General features: G+C 65.3%; 19 protein-coding genes. 9 read left to right on the plus strand and 10 right to left on the minus strand.

The features are described from left to right. Positions 1-15 precede the first annotated feature (15 nt). Positions 16-756 carry a UDP-2,3-diacylglucosamine diphosphatase gene (gene lpxH / locus LG367_RS13050; protein WP_226469698.1) on the minus strand — a complete coding sequence of 247 codons (741 nt, stop codon included), beginning with the start codon at positions 754-756 and terminating at the stop codon, positions 16-18. 70 nt (positions 757-826) lie between these two features. Here lpxH and gltX point away from each other — a divergent pair, with 70 nt between their 5' ends. Further along, the gene (gene gltX / locus LG367_RS13055; protein WP_226469699.1) at positions 827-2,266 is read left to right on the plus strand and encodes a glutamate--tRNA ligase; all 1,440 of its coding nucleotides are present in this window, start codon (positions 827-829) and stop codon (positions 2,264-2,266) included. Positions 2,267-2,354: 88 nt separating this feature from the next. After that, the gene (locus LG367_RS13060) at positions 2,355-2,852 is read left to right on the plus strand and encodes a transcriptional repressor (RefSeq protein ID WP_226469700.1); all 498 of its coding nucleotides are present in this window, start codon (positions 2,355-2,357) and stop codon (positions 2,850-2,852) included. A gap of 16 nt (positions 2,853-2,868) precedes the next feature. Here LG367_RS13060 and LG367_RS13065 read toward each other — a convergent pair whose 3' ends face one another. The 3 genes from LG367_RS13065 to LG367_RS13075 all read right to left on the minus strand — a co-directional run bounded on the left by LG367_RS13065 (position 2,869) and on the right by LG367_RS13075 (position 6,789). After that, positions 2,869-4,050, minus strand: coding sequence for an MFS transporter (locus LG367_RS13065; RefSeq protein WP_264179921.1), 1,182 nt, complete (start codon positions 4,048-4,050; stop codon positions 2,869-2,871). A 77-nt stretch (positions 4,051-4,127) separates the two neighbouring features. Continuing rightward, the gene (locus LG367_RS13070; protein WP_226469702.1) at positions 4,128-4,574 is read right to left on the minus strand and encodes a MarR family winged helix-turn-helix transcriptional regulator; all 447 of its coding nucleotides are present in this window, start codon (positions 4,572-4,574) and stop codon (positions 4,128-4,130) included. A gap of 133 nt (positions 4,575-4,707) precedes the next feature. Then, the gene (locus LG367_RS13075) at positions 4,708-6,789 is read right to left on the minus strand and encodes a TonB-dependent receptor (protein WP_226469703.1); all 2,082 of its coding nucleotides are present in this window, start codon (positions 6,787-6,789) and stop codon (positions 4,708-4,710) included. Positions 6,790-6,891: 102 nt separating this feature from the next. Here LG367_RS13075 and LG367_RS13080 point away from each other — a divergent pair, with 102 nt between their 5' ends. The 3 genes from LG367_RS13080 to LG367_RS13090 all read left to right on the plus strand — a co-directional run bounded on the left by LG367_RS13080 (position 6,892) and on the right by LG367_RS13090 (position 8,142). Beyond that, complete coding sequence (locus LG367_RS13080; RefSeq protein ID WP_226469704.1) at positions 6,892-7,302, plus strand: MerC domain-containing protein; 411 nt, start codon at positions 6,892-6,894, stop codon at positions 7,300-7,302. 152 nt (positions 7,303-7,454) lie between these two features. After that, positions 7,455-7,703, plus strand: coding sequence for a 30S ribosomal protein THX (locus LG367_RS13085; protein ID WP_226469705.1), 249 nt, complete (start codon positions 7,455-7,457; stop codon positions 7,701-7,703). A 109-nt stretch (positions 7,704-7,812) separates the two neighbouring features. After that, positions 7,813-8,142: a low molecular weight protein tyrosine phosphatase family protein gene (locus tag LG367_RS13090; protein ID WP_425490969.1), complete on the plus strand. Its 330-nt coding sequence runs from the start codon at positions 7,813-7,815 to the stop codon at positions 8,140-8,142. Between the two features lie 34 nt (positions 8,143-8,176). Here LG367_RS13090 and LG367_RS13095 read toward each other — a convergent pair whose 3' ends face one another. From LG367_RS13095 to LG367_RS13110, 4 genes are read right to left on the minus strand one after another with little or no spacing between them, the layout of a single operon-like run. Then, positions 8,177-8,485, minus strand: a complete 309-nt coding sequence (locus LG367_RS13095; protein ID WP_226469706.1) for a hypothetical protein — start codon at positions 8,483-8,485, stop codon at positions 8,177-8,179. Between the two features lie 41 nt (positions 8,486-8,526). Further along, a complete protein-coding gene (locus LG367_RS13100; protein ID WP_226469707.1) occupies positions 8,527-9,750 on the minus strand; it encodes a dipeptidase in 1,224 nt (407 codons plus the stop codon). Between the two features lie 13 nt (positions 9,751-9,763). Continuing rightward, entirely contained in the window at positions 9,764-10,987 is a 1,224-nt protein-coding gene (hutI, locus tag LG367_RS13105) for an imidazolonepropionase (protein WP_226469708.1), read from the minus strand. Beyond that, positions 10,977-11,213 carry a hypothetical protein gene (locus LG367_RS13110; RefSeq protein ID WP_226469709.1) on the minus strand — a complete coding sequence of 79 codons (237 nt, stop codon included), beginning with the start codon at positions 11,211-11,213 and terminating at the stop codon, positions 10,977-10,979. The genes hutI and LG367_RS13110 overlap by 11 nt, the downstream gene beginning before the upstream one ends. Before the next feature lie 63 nt (positions 11,214-11,276). Between LG367_RS13110 and LG367_RS13115 the strand changes: the two genes are divergently transcribed. From LG367_RS13115 to LG367_RS13130, 4 genes are all read left to right on the plus strand, one after another. Next, positions 11,277-12,563 (plus strand): formimidoylglutamate deiminase, encoded by a 1,287-nt coding sequence (locus tag LG367_RS13115; protein WP_226469710.1) that lies wholly within the window; start codon positions 11,277-11,279, stop codon positions 12,561-12,563. Positions 12,564-12,666: 103 nt separating this feature from the next. Then, on the plus strand, positions 12,667-13,149 hold the full coding sequence (locus tag LG367_RS13120; RefSeq protein ID WP_226469711.1) for an RNA polymerase sigma factor: 483 nt from the start codon (positions 12,667-12,669) through the stop codon (positions 13,147-13,149). Continuing rightward, positions 13,146-13,793, plus strand: coding sequence for a hypothetical protein (locus tag LG367_RS13125; protein ID WP_226469712.1), 648 nt, complete (start codon positions 13,146-13,148; stop codon positions 13,791-13,793). Before LG367_RS13120 ends, LG367_RS13125 begins: the two co-directional genes overlap by 4 nt. A gap of 74 nt (positions 13,794-13,867) precedes the next feature. Further along, positions 13,868-15,406 (plus strand): serine hydrolase, encoded by a 1,539-nt coding sequence (locus tag LG367_RS13130; protein ID WP_226469713.1) that lies wholly within the window; start codon positions 13,868-13,870, stop codon positions 15,404-15,406. A 17-nt stretch (positions 15,407-15,423) separates the two neighbouring features. On the opposite strand, the gene LG367_RS13135 is transcribed toward LG367_RS13130, so the two are convergent. Together LG367_RS13135 and LG367_RS13140 are read right to left on the minus strand one after the other, a co-directional pair. Continuing rightward, entirely contained in the window at positions 15,424-15,933 is a 510-nt protein-coding gene (locus LG367_RS13135; RefSeq protein WP_226469714.1) for a methylated-DNA--[protein]-cysteine S-methyltransferase, read from the minus strand. Continuing rightward, entirely contained in the window at positions 15,930-17,528 is a 1,599-nt protein-coding gene (locus tag LG367_RS13140; protein ID WP_226469715.1) for a DNA-3-methyladenine glycosylase 2 family protein, read from the minus strand. The genes LG367_RS13135 and LG367_RS13140 overlap by 4 nt, the downstream gene beginning before the upstream one ends. Positions 17,529-17,642: the final 114 nt, after the last annotated feature.

The following is a 17,642-nucleotide window of genomic DNA, read 5'->3' on the forward strand; positions in this document are numbered from 1 at the left end:
TTCGTGGGAGAGGCGCTACAGCTTGGCGAGCTCCACCCCATCGGCGTCGACGCGCAGCACCGAGCCTTGCTCATACCAGTCACCGAGCACGATGCGCGTGCGCGCGTGCCCGGCCTTCGCAGGGGCAGGCTCGCGATGGATCGCAGGACGATGCGTATGTCCGTGGATGATCGTGTCGATGTCGTAGCGCGCGAAGGTCTCGTCCACGGTCTGCGGCGATACGTCGGTAATGGTTTCCATCGTGCCGGCCTCGCGCAGTTCACCCTGGCGCGCCTGGCTGGCGGCACGCGCCTGTTGCGCGAAGGCCAGGCGCGCGGTGAGCGGCTGCGACAGGAACTGCTGCTGCCAGGCGGGATTGCGCGTCATCGCGCGGAACTGCTGATAGGCGGTGTCGTCGGTGCACAGCAGATCGCCGTGCATCAGCAGGACGGGCTTGCCGTAGAGGTCGATCAGTGTCGGATCGGCGAGCAGCGTCATGCCTGCGCGGCGCGCATAGTCCTCGCCGACGAGGAAATCGCGATTGCCGTGCATGAAGAACACCGGCACGCCGCTTTCGGCCAGGGCCTTGAGCTTCTCGGCGACGAAGGCACCGGTCTCGGACGGATCGTCGTCGCCGACCCAGGCCTCGAACAGGTCGCCGAGGATGTACAGCGCCTCGGCCTGGCGGGCCTCGTTGTCGACGAACTCGCCGAACAGCCGGGTAACCTCGGGACGCGCCGGATCGAGGTGCAGATCGGAGATGAAAAGCGTGGTCATCGGGCGATTCTAAGCTTTCCCACCGGCTGCTCCGGTAAAATCGCGCTTCCAGTCGCCACCTCGATTCGAAATGACCTGCCGCACCCGCTTCGCCCCCAGCCCCACCGGATACCTGCACATCGGCGGCGCACGCACCGCGCTCTACTGCTGGCTGGAAGCGCGGCGGCGGGGCGGGCAGTTCATCCTGCGCATCGAGGACACCGATCGCGAGCGCAGCACGCAGGCGGCGATCGACGCGATCCTGCAAGCGATGGACTGGCTCGGCCTCGACTACGACGAGGGCCCGATCTACCAGACGCAACGGCTGGCGCGCTATCGAGAGGTCGCCGAGCAGATGGTCGCCGCTGGGCACGCCTACTACGCCTACGAGACCAAGGAAGAGCTGGAGGCGATGCGCGAGGCGGCAATGGCGAAGGGCGAGAAGCCGCGCTACAACGGCGCCTATCGTGATCGCAATGAGGCCGGCTTCGATGAGGCGCATCGTGACGATCCGAACCGCGTCATTCGCTTCAAGAATCCGCTCGAGGGCAGCGTCGCCTGGGAGGACAAGGTCAAGGGCCGCATCGAGATCAGCAACAGCGAGCTCGACGATCTGGTGATCTTCCGTTCCGACGGCTACCCGACTTACAACTTCGCCGTGGTGGTCGACGATCTCGACATGCGGATCACCGACGTCGTGCGCGGTGACGACCACGTCAATAACACGCCGCGGCAGATCAACATCTACCAGGCGCTGATTCAAAGCGGCGTGCCTGCGTCAGTGCCGCATTTCGCGCACCTGCCGATGATTCTCGACCCCGAGGGCGCCAAGCTCTCCAAGCGCACCGGCGCGGCCGACGTGATGCAGTATCGCGACGAAGGCTATCTGCCGCATGCGCTGTTGAACTATCTCGTGCGCCTGGGCTGGTCGCATGGCGATCAGGAGATCTTCTCGATCGAGGAGATGACACGCCTGTTCGACTTGAAGGACGTGAACGCGAAGGCATCGCGGCTCGATCCGGCCAAGCTCGGCTGGCTCAACCAGCAATACCTGAAGAGCGACGATCCGGCCGCGGTGGCGAAGCATCTGGAATGGCATCTGCGCGAGGCCGGTTATGACCTCGCCAAGGGGCCGGCGCCCGCCGATGTCGTGATCGCCTTGCGCGATCGCGTGCAGACGCTTAAGGAGATGGCCGCGCGCGCCGCGGTCTGGTATCACCCGCTCGAGGAGTACGACGATGCCGCCGTGGCCAAGCATCTGACGCCCGCCGCCGGCATGCCGCTGGCCGAGGCGCGTCAGCGTCTGGCCCAGCTGGGCACCTGGAGCGCCGAGACGGTGAGCGAGGCGCTGCACGCGACCGCCGAAGCGCTCGGCATCGGCATGGGCAAGATCGCGCAGCCGCTGCGCGTGGCGATCACCGGCACCCAGGTGAGCCCGGATATTTCACATACTGTTTACCTGGCGGGGCAGGGCGAGGCGCTGAAGCGCATCGATGCCGCCTTGCAGCGGATTCCCGCCGCCGCGGATTGATCCGGAACCGGTTTTTCGCGGGCTTTCGGCGTGCTCCCGCACTCGGGCGCGGCTTGAGTTCGCACGCCATCGCCGCCATCATCCAGATATGGCTGAACCCGCTTGCATCGATCCCAGGCACCACGTCCACGACGCCCACGGCTTCGTGGCGGCGGTGGAGCGCGCCTGCCACGAACGCGGCTTGCGGCTAACGCCGATCCGCGCGCGCGTGCTCGGCCTGGTCGCCGACGCCGGTCAGCCGATCAAGGCCTATGACCTGCTCGAACTGATCCGGGTGGGAAACAACGACGATGGCGAAGGCGCCGGCGCGGCAGCGCCGCCGACGGTGTATCGCGCGCTCGATTTCCTGCTCGCCAACGGCTTCATCCACAAGCTCGAATCGGTCAACGCGTTCGTCGCCTGCCACCATCCGAACACCGCGCAGCATTCGGTGCCGTTCCTGATCTGCGACAACTGTCATTCGGCGGTGGAGCTGGAAGACCTGGATGTGGTCGCGCAGTTGGAAGAGCGCGCGAAGTCGCTTGGCTTCCGACCGCAGGCGCAGACGCTGGAAGTGCACGGATTGTGCGCGCGCTGCGCCGGCTGAAGCCGGCGCGAATCCCTCACGCAGTAGCAATCCGCAATCGCGGCGATTGCTCGCGAATCGGCAGATTCGCCATGGCCGCTAGCAACGCCAGCGCCATGTCCGCGTACCACATCCACGTGTAGTCGCCGAAGGTTTCCAGCGCCACGCCACCGAGCCAGGCGCCGAAGAAACCGCCGATCTGGTGCGAGAGCAAGGTGAGGCCAAACAGCGTGCCGAGATGACGCGGCCCGAACAGCTTGCCGACCAGCCCGGCCGTCGGCGGCACGGTCGCGAGCCACGTGAATCCGAGCGCCGCGGCGAAAATGTAGAACGTCATCGGCGTCGGCGGCGAGATCAGATACAGCGCGATCATCAGCGCGCGGCTGCCGTACATCGCGGCCAGCAACCACTTCATGCGGTAGTGCTGCCCCAGATAGCCGACGATCAAACTGCCGGCGATGTTGAACGCGCCGATCAGCATGAGCGCGGCCGCCGATACGCTGGCCGGCAATCCGCACAGCGCGACTTCACCCGGCAGGTGCGTGACCAGGAAGGCGATGTGCACACCGCAGGTGAAGAAGCCGATGTGCAGGCACCAATAGCTGCGATCACGTAGTGCGATGCGCAATTGCGCGCGCAAGGAAAGCTCGTGCCCGGCTTCTGGAGTCGCAGCCGGACCGGCCGGAGCATTCACCGCCGCTTGCGATGGCTTGCGACGCAGCGACCACGCCAGTGGTAACGCCAGCAGCGAGGACGCGGCGAGACCGAACATCGTCATCGCCCAGCCTGCCGCCGTGATACCGAATTGCACCAGCGGCGCGAACACGAACTGTCCGAGTGAGCCGCCGGCATTGATCACCCCGGCCGCGAACGAGCGCCGCTCCGGCGCCAGACGCGATGCCGTGGCGCCGATCAGGATCGAAAAGCTACCGGCGCCGGCACCCGCGGCCGTGAGCACGCCGAGCGTGATCACCAATCCCCATTGCGACTGCAGGAACGGCGTGAGCGCGAGCCCCACCGCCAGCAACAACGTACCGGCCCACACCACACGCACGGGGCCATGGCGATCGGCGATCGCGCCGAACACCGGCTGCACCGCGCCCCAGACGAACTGACCAACCGCGAGCGCGAAGCTGATCGATGCGATGCCGAGACCGCTGCTGTCGTGGATCGGCGCGACGAACAGACCGGTGGTCTGACGCGCGCCCATGGTGAGCATGAGGATCGCGCTGGCGGCCACCAGCAGGCCCCAATGCGCGCTGGGCTTCGCGTGCGCGCCCACGCCCGTGGGCGCACTCACGATGCATGCTCCGCGGCCGTCGACAGGCGTTCGTGCAGCGCGTTCAAGTCGTGATGCAAGCGTTCGATTCCGTCCTGGCCGAACAATGCTTCCACGCGTTTCTGCGTGCGGCGCCAGTGTGGTAACGCCGCATCGATCCGCTTGCGCCCGGCCGGCGTGATCTCGATGACGCGCCGGCGCGCATCGTCCTCGGCGCGGCGCTCGCGCAGCCATCCGGCCTCGTACAGCGGCTTCAGATTGCGGGTGAGGGTGGTGCGGTCCATGCCCAGTTCCTCGGCAAATTCGCCCAGCACCTTCGGCTCCCTGGAGGCGCGCTTGAGGATCGAATACTGGTTTAGGCTCAGGCCCAGCGGCGCCAGCTCGCGATCGTAGAACTGCGACACCTGGCGCGCGGTGCGGCGCAGCAAGAAACAGGTGCAGTGACTAGGAGGAGAAGCGGTCATCGGCGGGTCTCGGCTTCGATGGCCGCATTTTATGTGTATATGCACCTATTTCGTCAAGAAGAACCGCGGTCAGCTCCAGGACCGCCGAGAGATTCGGTCCAAGAGCTGCCGCGGCGGGGGGCGGGTGGCCGGATCAGAAGAAGATGCGAACACCTCCGCTGACACTGCGTCCGGGCAGCGCGACGACATCCTTCAGGAACGAGGTATGCACGTGCGCTTCCTGATTGGTGAGATTGCTGCCATCGACGAACAGTTCCCAGGCGAGCCGGCCGCCGTCGAAGTGATAAGCGGCGTGCGCATCGACCAGGGTGTAGCCGTCGGTCGGTGTTTCGTTGGCGGCGACCTTGTCCTGCTTGTTGTAGCGGGTCGCACCAAGCGAGGCACGCCAGCCGTTGTTTTCCCAGCGCAGCTGCGCGCCGAGGCGCGAAGGCGCGATGCGCGGCACGTTGCCGCCGCCATCGGCCAGCGTCGCGCGCACCGTGTCGCCGAACGTGCGCAGATCCCACCGGCCATTGTCGTTGTCGGCGAGATGGAAGGTGGCTTCACCCTCGAAACCGCGGAACGTCGCGTCGCGCTGCGACCACTGCCGGATCGGCAGGAATTCGTCTTCTTCCTCGAAGTGCCACTGTTCGCCGGTATCGACGAGATAGATGAAGTCCTTGAAGCGGTTGTAGTAGGCCGACACCTTCGCGTCGACGAAGTCCGACTTGTATTGCAGGCCGAATTCGATCTGGTTCGCGGCCTCCTTGTCGAGATCGGGATTGCCGATTTCATAGGCGAGCGTGGCCAGATGCGGGCCGTCGGCGAACAGTTCTTCCTCGGCGGGCGCGCGTTCTGCGTGGTCGAGGTTGACCGTCAACCGCCAGTTCTCGTCGAGCTTGAAACCGCCGGCGACCGACAGGCTGACCGGCGTGAAATCACGCTTGTCCAGACCGTCGGGCTCGGCCTTCACCTTGTCCACGCGCGCGCCGAGATCGAGCTGGAATTCCTTGCCCGAATCCATATCCCACGACTTGCGCGCCACGCCGAACACGCCGAGTGCGCGCGTCGTGGTCCTCGGCACGAACGATTCCTCGCCCACTGCGGAGAACGTGCCGTCACTGCCTTGCAGGCCGACCGCGCCCTTCCAGCCATTGCTGGCGCTGTAGGAGGCTTCGAGGCGGCCTTCGTTGGCGTCTTTCTTGAACGTGGTGCCCGGTTCGTCGCCTTCGAATTCGATGTGCTTGTAGTCGGTGTGGCTGAAGCTGAAACGCAGGCCGCTGCCTTCGCCCCACGGATCGGTCAGGCCGCCCTTGAGGTCGTAGCGGTTTTGCCGCAGTTGCAGATGCACGCCGCGTTCGCCCGCGGCGAGATCGCCGGCTTCGCCGGGATTGCCGTAGTCGTCTTCGAAGCGCGAAACGGACATGCCGACGAAACCCCAGTCGCCCAGCAGCGAGCCGCCGACGGAGCCCGTTTTGGTATCGATGAAGGAATTGGGCTGCTTGCCGTCTGGCGTGTCGTAGTCCTTGGCGTTGCGATATACGGCGTCGGCATGCAACGCGAAGCGATCGTTGCCGCCGTCGATGCGCGCCATGTCGGTGCTGCCGCTCTGGTCGCCGCCGTAGAAGCGCGCTTCGGCACGGCCGCTGAAACCGCCTTCGATCGGCGCTTCGGGAATGCGGCCGTCGACGACGTTGACCACGCCGCCGATCGCGCCCGTGCCGTAGAGCAGGGTGGATGGGCCCTTGAGCACCTCGATCTGATCGGCGAGGAAGGATTCCACCGCCGGTGAATGGTCCTGGCTGACCGTGGACACGTCTTCGGTCGACATGCCGCTGCTGAGTACCTCCACGCGCGGGCCGTCGAGGCCGCGCAGGATCGGCCGGCCGACGCCGGGGCCGAAGTTCGAGCTCTGCACGCCGGGAATGCTGGAGATGGTTTCGCCCAGGCTGGCGGCGCGGTTTTCGTCGAGGCGTTCGCCGGCCAGGACGTCGGTCGGCTTGCTCAGCTGGGCGGCGGTGTCGCGCAGCGGGCTGGCGGTGACGATGACCGAATCCAGGTCCTTGACGTGGCGACCCTTGGCCGCATCTTGGGCATGCCGCGTGTCACTGGGCGGGGAGGCACCTTCGTCAGCCGGCGCCGTGGAAGGGAGGTCGGCGGCGTAGGCGGGCGTCAGGATGGCGGCGAGGGCAAGCGTCAGGCCATTGCGGAGCGGGGAAGAGAGGGGGCGGGACATCAAGTGGGGTTCCGAGGAGGGAGAGACAGCGTGTTTAAAATGTTATAACATAACCAAAAGCAAAGCCGGCCCGTGCCGGAAGTCATTCATTACGAATCCGTCATGTCCTCCCGTTTCCAAGCATTGCTCGATCGCTTCGGTGCCACCGGCTCGCTGATCTGCGCGCTGCATTGCGCCTTGTTGCCGCTGGCGCTGGCGGCGATCCCGTCATTGGGGCTGTCGGTGTGGCTGGGCGATGGATTCGAGCGGAGCTTCGTGCTGTTCGCCACACTGATGGGCGCTTTCAGCTTGGTCTGGGGCTATCGCCGGCACCGCAAGGTCCGCGCCCTGGGCGTGCTCCTGCTTGGCCTGGCGGCGCTGTGGGCCGGCCTTCTCTACGATCCCTGGCATCACGGCTCGGTCACCATGCATGCGGCGGTGATGACCTTCGGTGGCACCCTGATCGGGCTGGCCCATCTGCTCAATCTGCGGCTCAACCACGGGCATGTGCACGACGCGACCTGCGCGCATTGATTCCAAATGCTTTGCATTGGAGTCAATTCCAAAGTTTGCGGAGCAAACTTCGGGCCCCGCGGCGCGGCTTCCAATCCCCGCCCCTTTGGGCGCTCCCTTACTAAGGGGACTTTTCCCCAGATACAGTCACCGGGCAGTAAAAGGCTGGCTGCGTGCTAGACTTCGCGGTTTCTGATCAGCACGTTTCCAACGAACTTCGGAGCACGAACATGGGCAAGGGCGACCGTAAGACCGCCAAGGGCAAGCGCTACAACTCCAGCTACGGCAACGCCCGTACCTCGGCGACCAAGAAGGTCGCGGGCACGGCTTCGGCCCCGGCAGCGAAGAAGACCGCCACCAAGACGGTGACCAAGGCGCCGGCGAAGAAGGTCGTGGCGAAGAAGGCCGCTTCCAAGGAGTAACGGTTTCGGCTTCGGCCGAGCTGGTGTAGTGAAGAAGCCCCGCGCCGCGGGGCTTTTTTGTGCGGAATGATCCGTCTCTCGATGCTCGCCGCCGACAAGCGAGTCCACTGTGCGCAAGATTCTTTTCATTTGCAGCCGTAACCGGTTGCGCAGCCCGACGGCGGAACAGGTGTTCGCCGATTGGCCCGGCGTGGAAACCGCGTCTGCCGGACTCGATCACGACGCTGACAATCCGCTGACGCCGGAACTCCTGCAGTGGGCCGATCTGGTATTCGTGATGGAGCAAACGCACCGCAACAAGATTTCGAAGAAATTCCGCGCCTATCTCAACGGCAAGCGCATCATCTGCCTCGATATTCCAGACGAATACGAATACATGGATGAGGGGTTGGTGAAACTTTTAAAAGTGAAGGTGCCGCGGCATTTGCCGGCGTACTAAGATTTACGGCGTTCAGCGCCAGGTTTCGAAAACATCAATCTCGTTCGGTCCCGCAGGCTGCGCAAAGCTTGGCTTCCGGAGTGCGAAGAGGCTTCTTGCATTTTTTGCACGGCGGGCCGTAGAACGATAGGCGGTGGTGCCGGATGGCGTTCACGTTCGTCTCATGAAAACCGGTCAATTCTTGATACAGCTTAAGGGCGCGTTCCCCGAAGCCATTCCTCATGGCTTCGGGCAATGTTTCCCCGTGCGTCACCCGACGCTGTTGGAGGTCCGAGGTCGCGAGTGCCAGCGCCGGTTCGATGATCTCCGCCCATTCTTTTTCGTCGAGCATGGGAATGACCATGTCGCAGCGCCAGCAATAGAGATCCTGAGGCATACAGGAGTTTAGGGCTTTCCCGAGCCTTTCTCGATCTCTGCCCACACCCGCAGCAAATTGCCACCCAGAATCTTGCGGATATCGGCATCGGCATAGCCGCGCGCCTGCAATCCGGCGACGAGATTGGGATAGTCCGCGACGGTGCGCAGCGTGTCCGGCAGTTCGCCGTCGACGCCATCGAAGTCGGAGCCGATGCCGATGTGGTCAACGCCGATCAGTTTGACGCCGTAGTCGATCTGATCGAGCACGGCATCGATCTTCGTTGCCGGCGCCGGATGCGTGGCGGACCAGGCCTTTTCGAAGGCATCACGATCCTCTTCCGGCTTGCCGGCCGCCTTCAGTTCGGCATTGCGCTTGTTGAAATCGTTGATCGCGCGGAAGTGCGCCTGCGTGTCGGCCGCACCCTTCGGATTGACGAATGCGATGCCGAACGGAATCTGCACCACGCCACCTTTCGCCGCGACAGCTTTCGCAAGCTCATCGCTGATGTTGCGCTCGAAATCCGGCGTGAAATGCCGGAACGCGGAATGGCTGGCGATCACCGGCACGCGGCTGAGTGCGATCGCATCGCGCGCCGACTCGTCGGAAATGTGCGAGACGTCGACCATGATGCCGAGCCGGTTCATCTCCGCCACCACCTGCTTGCCGAACGGGCTCAGGCCGTGCCACTTGCGTTCCACGCCATACGAGGAATCGGCGATGCGGTTGGCGGCGCTATGGGCGAGGGTGATGTAGCGGACGCCGCGATCGAAGAAGAACTTGAGGTTGCCGATGTCGTCGCCGATCGGTGCGCCGTTCTCCATGCCCAGCGGCAGTAGCACGCGATCGCCCTTGCGCAGGCTATCCACATCCTTCGGCGAGCGAAGCAGCGCGAACTTGTCGGGATGGCGTTCGACCAACGCTTCCACGGAATCGATCATGGTGTTGGCGATCTGCCAGGCGCTGCCGTCGACATCCTGCTGGGCCGAGGTGTAGATCGACATGAAGGCGACATCGAGCCCGCCCGCGCGCGCCTTCGCGTAGTCGAACTCCCGGCCTTTCGCTCCGTTCTTGTCGGTACTGGCTCCCAGGTCCATCCAATGCTCGGTCAACATGCCGGGCGCATCGATGTGGGTGTCGACGATCACGGCATGCTGCGCCAGCGCGCGCGCTACGTCCGAGCCGGTGTTGTCGGCCGCGAAACAGATGGCCGGGAGGAAAAGAAGCGGAGCGATCAAAAATGCACGGTGCATGGCGGGTTCCAGCTCAAGATGAGGTCAGCAATCGTCCATCGGCATAGACGCTCGCGGCGAGCCTGCCGCCGAGCCAGTAACACAGTTCGGCCGGTTGCCGGATGCGCCAGCGCACGAAATCGGCGCGCAGGCCCGGATGCAGCACGCCACGGTCGTCCAGGCCGAGCGCGCGCGCGGCATGGGTCGTGGCGCCGCGCAATGCCTCTTCCGGTGTCAGACGGAAATGCGTGCAGGCCAGCTGCATCGCCTGGCGCAACGATTGCAACGGCGAAGTGCCGGGATTGCAGTCGGTGGCCACCGCCATCGCCACGCCTTGCGCGCGGAATTCCTCCAGCGGCGGCAATTGCGTTTCGCGCAGCACGTGGAAGGCACCCGGCAACAGCACTGCGACGGTGCCGGCGCGAGCCATCGCGGCGACGCCCGCCACCGAGGTGTATTCGACGTGATCCGCGGACAGGCCACCGAATTCAGCCACGATTTCGGCGCCGCCGCCGTCGCTGAGCTGGTCGGCATGCAGTTTCACCGGCACGCCGAGCGCGCGCGCGGCGGTGAAGACGCGCCGTGTCTGCTCCTGATTGAAGCCGATGCGCTCGCAGAAGCCGTCGACGGCGTCGACCAGGCCTTCGGCATGCAGGCGCGGCAGCCAGTCGACGACAGCGTCGATGTAGGCGTCGGCACGTCCGGAAAATTCCGGTGGGAGTGCATGCGCACCGAGGAAACTCGTGCGCACGCCGATGCCGAGTTCGTCGGCGACACGCTTGGCGACGCGCAGCATCTTGCGCTCGTTTTCGTAGTCCAGGCCGTAGCCGGATTTGATCTCGAGCGTGGTCACGCCGTCGTCGCGCAGCGCGCGGGCGCGTGGGAGCGATTGCGCGAGGAGCGCGTCCTCGCCGGCTTCCCGCGTGTGCCGGACGGTGGACAGGATGCCGCCGCCGGCGCGCGCGATCTGTTCGTAGCTCGCGCCCTGCAGGCGTTGTTCGAATTCGCCGGCCCGATCCCCGGCGAAGACCGTGTGGGTATGGCAATCGATCAGGCCGGGCGTGATGCAATCGCCGCCGGCGTCGATCGCCGTGGAGTCGTCGACATCCGCGGGCAATGCGGAACGAGGGCCGACGAAGCCGAGGATGCCGTCGCGCCAGGCCAGGGCGCCGTCTTCGATCAGGCCATAACCGGCGTCGCCGTCGAGGGTGACCAGGGTTGCGTTGACGATCAGGCCGTCCTTGCGTTCAGTCGCCACCGCCACCTCCGTCACCGCCGCCATCGCTACCGCCGTCCCCCGCGGCATCTGAATCGTGTCTGCGGTATTCGCCGAAGCCATCGCCGCCGGTTCCGGTTCCACTGCCGTCGCCGCCGCCATCGGATCGTTTGCGCCGCGAACCCGAAGAGCGCACGACGAAGATGAAAAGGAGCACGGTCAGTGCCAGGAAAGCAATCAGAACCGTGAACGTGGTGGCCGCGGTCATGGGTGTGCGCGATCTCCGAAAGCGTTAGCCTAATCCATCCGTTCCCCAAACGCAGGAGCAAGCATGCCGACGCCGCAGCGCTGGACGCCACGAGGCTGGACCGATGCGCCGAACGCCGCGGGCTGGCAGCTGCCAGGCATCGCCAACCTGCACTCGCATGCCTTCCAGCGCGCGATGGCGGGCTTGGCGGAGCGGCGGACCATCGAAGCACGACCGGCCCGACCTGGCGACGCGCAAGATTCGTTCTGGACCTGGCGCGAGACGATGTACCGCTTCGCCGCGCGCTTCGATCCGGACACGCTGCATGCCGTGGCGTCGCAGCTCTACGTCGAAATGCTGGAGGCGGGCTACACCACCGTTTGCGAGTTCCATTATCTGCATCATGCGCCGGATGGGCGGCCCTACGACGATCCGGCGGCGATGTCGCGGGCGCTGATCCGTGCCGCGCACGACACCGGCATCCGCCTGACGCTCTTGCCTGTGCTGTACATGAGCGGCGGATTCGACGGACGTCCGCTCACCGAGCGGCAGCGTCGTTTCGGTCACGATGTCGATGCATATCTGCGGCTGCTCGATGGGCTGCGCGCGGAAGTCGGTGATGCCGTGCGTGTGGGGTGTGCCCTGCACAGCCTGCGTGCGGTGCCAGCGGATGCGATGCGCACGGTGTTGGCGGCCTTGCCGCGCGACAGCCGCGTGCATATCCACATCGCCGAGCAGATCGGCGAGGTGCAGGATTGCCTGGCGGTCCGCGATGCGCGTCCGGTGGAATGGCTGCTGGACAATGCCGAGGTCGACACGCGCTGGACGCTGGTGCACGCGACCCATCTCACGCCCGACGAGGTGCAGGGTATCGCCCGCAGCGGTGCGACCGTGGCCTTGTGTCCGACCACGGAAGCCAATCTCGGCGACGGTCTGTTTCCCCTTCGCGATTACCTGGATGTGCGTGGTGCCTGGGGCATCGGCTCGGATTCGCACATTTCGGTGTCGCCGGTGGAGGAGTTGCGCTGGCTCGAATATGGCCAGCGCCTGGCGACGCGGCATCGCAATATCGCCGTTGGCAACGATTCGCCAAGTGTCGGCGAGACCCTGCTGCGCGAGGTGACGAAGACGGCGGCGAACGCGACGGGATTCCAGGGCGTCGATGATGTCGTCGTGCTGGATGCGCAATCGCCGCAGTTCGCGGGCGCCACCACCGAGGATGCCGTCGATCGCTGGATTTTTAGCGGCAATCGCAATCCTGTGCGCGAGGTCACGGTCGCCGGCGTGCGGGTCGTCGCCGAAGGACGACATCAGCATCGCGATGCCGTTGCCACCGGGTATGCGGATGCGATGCGCCATCTGATGGGGTAAGCGGTCCCGGCTAGCCCACACGGCTGACCAGGGCGAAAGGACCGCCTGAAAAAAATCGCCCCGGCCCGCGACCAATGGAGAAAGGGCCCCAGAACGCGTCGTCATGACCGGAACCGACATCGAGCAGGCTTTCGCCGAGATGCTGCGCGACAACCAGGCCGCACTGGTGCGGCTGGCGCGTCGTTATGCCGGGCCGGACGACTACCGGGACCTGCTGCAGGAGATGCATCTGCAGCTGTGGCGCAGTTTCTCCGGATTCGATGGTCGCGCGCAGCTCGGAACCTGGGTCTATCGGGTGGCGCTCAACACAGCGCTCAGCCACGCGCGGAAACCGAGACGCGAGCACCAGCCTTTGGAGGAAGCGGTCAAGCACGGCGACAGCGGCGACCCACGTGATCCGATGAGCGTGCTCGACGCGTTTCTCGCCGGTCTGGATCCGGTGCAGCGCGGCGTGCTGATGCTGGATCTCGAAGGGCTGTCGCGCGAGGAGATCGCCGATGTGATGGGGCTGACGCCCAATGCCGTGGCCATCCGCATGACGCGGCTGCGCCAGGCGTTCGAGGCGCGATTCCTGGAGGATCGATGATGAGCGGAAAAGCGATGGATTGGAGCCAGATCCAGCAGCAATGGCGGCGCGATTCCGCCGTGGCTCCCGCGATGTCGCTGGCCGAAGTACAGGCGCAGGATCGCGTGCTGCACAAGCAGATCCGTGCGCGGGACAGGCGGGAAACCGTGGTGGCCATCGTGGTGGCGCTGTTCTTCGGCTACGTCGCTTGGAGCGAGGCGGGCCGCCATGCCTGGATGGGCGCTGCTTTTGCGGCGGAATTGGTGTTGTGGGCGATCTGGGTGCCGTTTCGATTGCGCAAAGCCCGCCGCGATGCGCCGGAGCCGCGTCACGATCTGCCGTTGCGGAGTTATCTCGTCCATCAGCGCGACATGTTGCTGGCGCAGGCGCGAATGCTGGAGCGAGCGTGGCTCTGGTATGTCATGCCGTGCATGGTCGGCGTGATCGGTCTGACCCTGTCGCATGCGGATGGCGTGTGGACGGTGAAGAACGACATGGTCGGCATGAGTATCCGTCTCGTCTTTTTCTCTTATATCGCTGGCGTGATCGCGCTCGGTGTCGGCGTCGCCTGGCTCAACAGGTATGTGGCACGAACAAAACTGCGCACGCGCGCCGAACAACTCGATCGCCATCTCGAATCGCTTTCACCGGAGGACGTGGAATGAAACGTATGACCGGATTGTCATTCCTGCTTTTGTACGGCTTCACCTGCTGTGCCGTGGCCGCGGACGATCAAGCGATGGCTTGGGCTCGTGAACAGCAGGACAAGGGCGGCCTCGCGGGAGCGGTCGTCATGGAGGTGCATGGCAAGGATGTCGCCACGCATGGATTCGGTGTTGTTCGTCCTGGCTTGGATGCCAAGCCGGGTGCCGACACGCAATTCCAGATCGGCTCCGTCACCAAGGTGTTCACCTTCATGCTGCTGGCGGAGATGGCCGCGCAAGACAAGGTCGACGGGTCGACCACGATCGGATCGTTGCAACCGGAATGGAAGTTACGGAACCCGGAGGTCGCGAAGATCACGCTGGATGCGCTTGCCACGCACAGCAGCGGTTTGTCCCGCCTTCCCGCGAATCTGGCGCCCGCTGATCCGCAGGATCCGTACGCCGATTACGACAATGCCGCATTGCGAGCCGGTATGGAGACGACGCGCGCGGGACAACCGCTGGGACATTTCTATGCTTATTCCAACTTCGGTGCCGGTCTGCTTGGCTGGTTGCTGGGCGAGGTGGATGGCAAGGGCTATCGCAAGGCCTTGGAGGATCGCGTGATCGAGCCGCTCGGTCTGCGCCATACCGCTTTTGCACCAGGCGAGAATGCCGCGATCGCCATCAGCGGCGGCAAGCCGGTACCGATCTGGCATATGGATGCGCTGTCCGGCGCCGGCGCGCTTTGGAGCAGTGGCGGTGATCTCGCGCGACTGCTGCAGGTATTTCTTGGGACGATACGTTCGCCGTTGCATCAGGATTTGCAGCGCGACCTCGATATCGTGGTCGAAGAGGCCGATGGCTTCTCGTTGAGCCGCGTCTGGCATGTCGGGCGCGCGGGAGGGGCGCCTGTGTACTGGCACAACGGTGCGACCGCGGGGTTCCACAGCTTCGTCGGATTTCGTCCCGACGAAAAGCGCGGCATCGTTGTGCTCGTCAGCGGCGATGCGGATCCCACAGCAGTCGGGTTGGCTGCATTGGGTGTCAAGTCCGTCGCACCGAAAGCGCGGGTGATTGATCGTGGTGTGGCCGGCCAATATGCGCTGGACACGGTGGGGCTCGGCATCTTCGAGCGCGACGGTCTGCTGATGGCGCAATTGGCGGGGCAGCCGGCATTGCGATTGCATCCGCTCGACGGCGATTGGTATGCGCTATCGGAGGCGGATGCCGGTTTGCATGTCGTCCGCAAGAGCGGCCGGGTGCGAGCGGTGGAGCTAGCGCAGAACGGCAAGACGCAGGTGTTCGCGCGGACCGGAGACGTCGCGAAAACCACGTTGCGCCGCGAAATCACTCTTGAACCGGAGGTTCTGCAAGCCTATGTCGGCAAGTACAGCTTCGCGCCGCAGGTAGTGCTGACGGTGAAACTGGAGAGGGGACAATTGCAGGCGCAGCTCACGGGGCAGTCATTCCTGCCCTTGTTCGCGAGCGAGCGCGATCGCTTCTTCTACAAGGTGGTGGACGCGGAGCTCGTGTTCGAGCGCGATGCACAGAAGCGTGTCGTGGCCGTGGTCCTGCATCAAGGCGGCGCCGTGCAGCGAGCCGTGCGAGAACAGGCTGGCGAAACGCCCTGATTTCCCGATTTGGCTCGCTAACTCGCCTGCGCGAACAGATCATCCTCGTCGCGCAGGACGCCTTCCAGCGTCAGCAGGAAGCGTTTGGTCGGCAAACCGCCGCCGAATCCGGTGAGCGAGCCGTCGCTGCCGATCACGCGATGGCAGGGCAGCACGATCGGGATTGGATTGCGGCCATTTGCTGCGCCGACTGCGCGGGTAGCGGTTGGCTGGCCGATGCGGTGCGCCATCTGCGCGTAGCTCCAGGTTTCGCCCCAGGGAATTTCCGCGAGCGTGCGCCAGACCTGCATCTGGAACGGCGTGCCGTGCGGGGCGAGCGGCAGGTCGAAGTCGCGGCGCTTGCCGGCGAAGTATTCGCCGAGCTGTGTACGGGTGACTCGCAGGACGTCGTCATCGCCCTCGTGCCAGCGTTCGTCACGTTTGAACGGATGCCAGGGATGCTCGAACTCGATCATGCGCAGCCCGTCGTCCGCGCTTGCAAGCAGCAGTTGTCCCACCGGACTGTCGATGTGCTGATACGTGATCATGCCGCCTTCCGGGATTTCTTCGTGGACTTGGGTGTGGGAGCCGTTTCACCGCCGGATGCGGTTTTCGCGATGGCACCGGTGATCGGTACCGGCATGCTGTCGCGCCACAAGTGGATGACGGAGTACGCACGCCACGGGCGCCAGGCTTCCGCGCGCGCGCTCAAGGCGCGTGCGCTCATGCGCGAACCATCGATCGGGACGGCTTTTTGCAGCACCAGATCTTCCGCGGGAAACGCATCGGGATGGCCGAGCGCGCGCATCGCGATGTAGTGCGCGGTCCAGGGACCGATGCCGGGCAGGGCAGTCCAGCGCGCGACGAAATCCTCGAGCGTGCGGTCGACGCGGAAATCGACGCGGCCATCGAGCAATGCGCGTGCGAGCGTGCGCACGGTCTCGGCGCGCGTGCGCGTGAGGCCGATGACGGTGAGATCGGCGTCGGCCAGCGTTTCCGGCGTCGGGAACAGGTGCGTCAAGCCATGCGCGGCATGTTCGGCCGGCAATGGCGTGCCGAAATGCTGCGCGGTACGCGCGGCGAACGTGCGCGCGGCGGCCACGCTGACCTGTTGTCCGAGGATGGCGCGCACGGCGATCTCGAAGCCGTCCCAGCCGCTGGGTAGCCGCAGTCCCGGCCGCTTTTGCAGCAGGGGCGCCAGACGCGGGTCCCGCGACAGCGCATCGGCGATCGCATGCGGATCCGCATCGAGATCGAACATGCGGCGTAGACGGTTGACGATGTCGAGCAGGCGCGAAGCAAGCGGCGCATGCAGTTCGAGCTTGAGCGCGTGATCGGTGGCATCGCCACGAACATCGCCGCGCTGGGGCCACGCACTGACGCGCAGCCATCCGGGCGGCATGCCCGCGCCTTCGGCGGGAATGGCGCGGGCATAGCTGACTTCATCCACTGTTTCCACGCCGGGCAGCGCACGCCCGCGCAGGAAGGACAGCATCGAGGCGAAATCGTAGGGCGGGCGAAGGCCGAGGCGAAGCGTCAGGGTTTCGTTGCCGGATTCGATCGCCGCCGCCGGCTTGCGTCGCAGATCGCGTGGCGCCATGCGATAGGCATCCTTGAACGCGGCATTGAATCTGCGCAGACTGCCGAATCCGGCGGCGAGCGCGACGTCGGTGATCGGCAGATGCGTTTCGGTGAGCAGTTGCTTGGCGAACAGTAACCGGCGCGTGGTGTGCACGCCGACCGGCGCCGCGCCGAGTCGCTCGACGAACAGGCGGCGCAGCTGGCGTTCGCCGAGGTTCACACGATCGGCCAGGGCCGATAGCGGCTGGTCGGCCAGGAAGCCCTGGTCGAGCAGTTTCAGGGCGCGGGCGAGCGCGGCGTCACCACGGCGCCATGCGCCGTCCGAAGGCGACAATTCCGGACGGCAGCGCAGGCAGGGGCGATAGCCGGCTGCTTCCGCCGCCGCCGCCGAGCCGTAGTACACGACGCGTTTCGCCCACGGCGCCGGACAGACAGGGCGGCAGTAGATGCGGGTGCTGAGGACGGCTGTGAAGAACAGCCCATCGAAGCGCGGGTCGCGGCTCAGGCGGGCCTGTTCACAGACATGCTCGGGCGGGAGCGTCTCGGGAGCGTGGGTAGTCATGCACGCAGGTTAGCACCGGTCCGGGGAGTGGACTCGCCGGATTCGGACATGGGGTGAGGAGTCGCGTCTAGCCGACGCCCTATCGGCATCGGCTGCGGCTCCGAACGCCCGGCC

Origin of the sequence: Luteimonas panaciterrae (genome assembly GCF_020511115.1) — a bacterium.
GTDB lineage: Bacteria > Pseudomonadota > Gammaproteobacteria > Xanthomonadales > Xanthomonadaceae > Luteimonas > Luteimonas panaciterrae.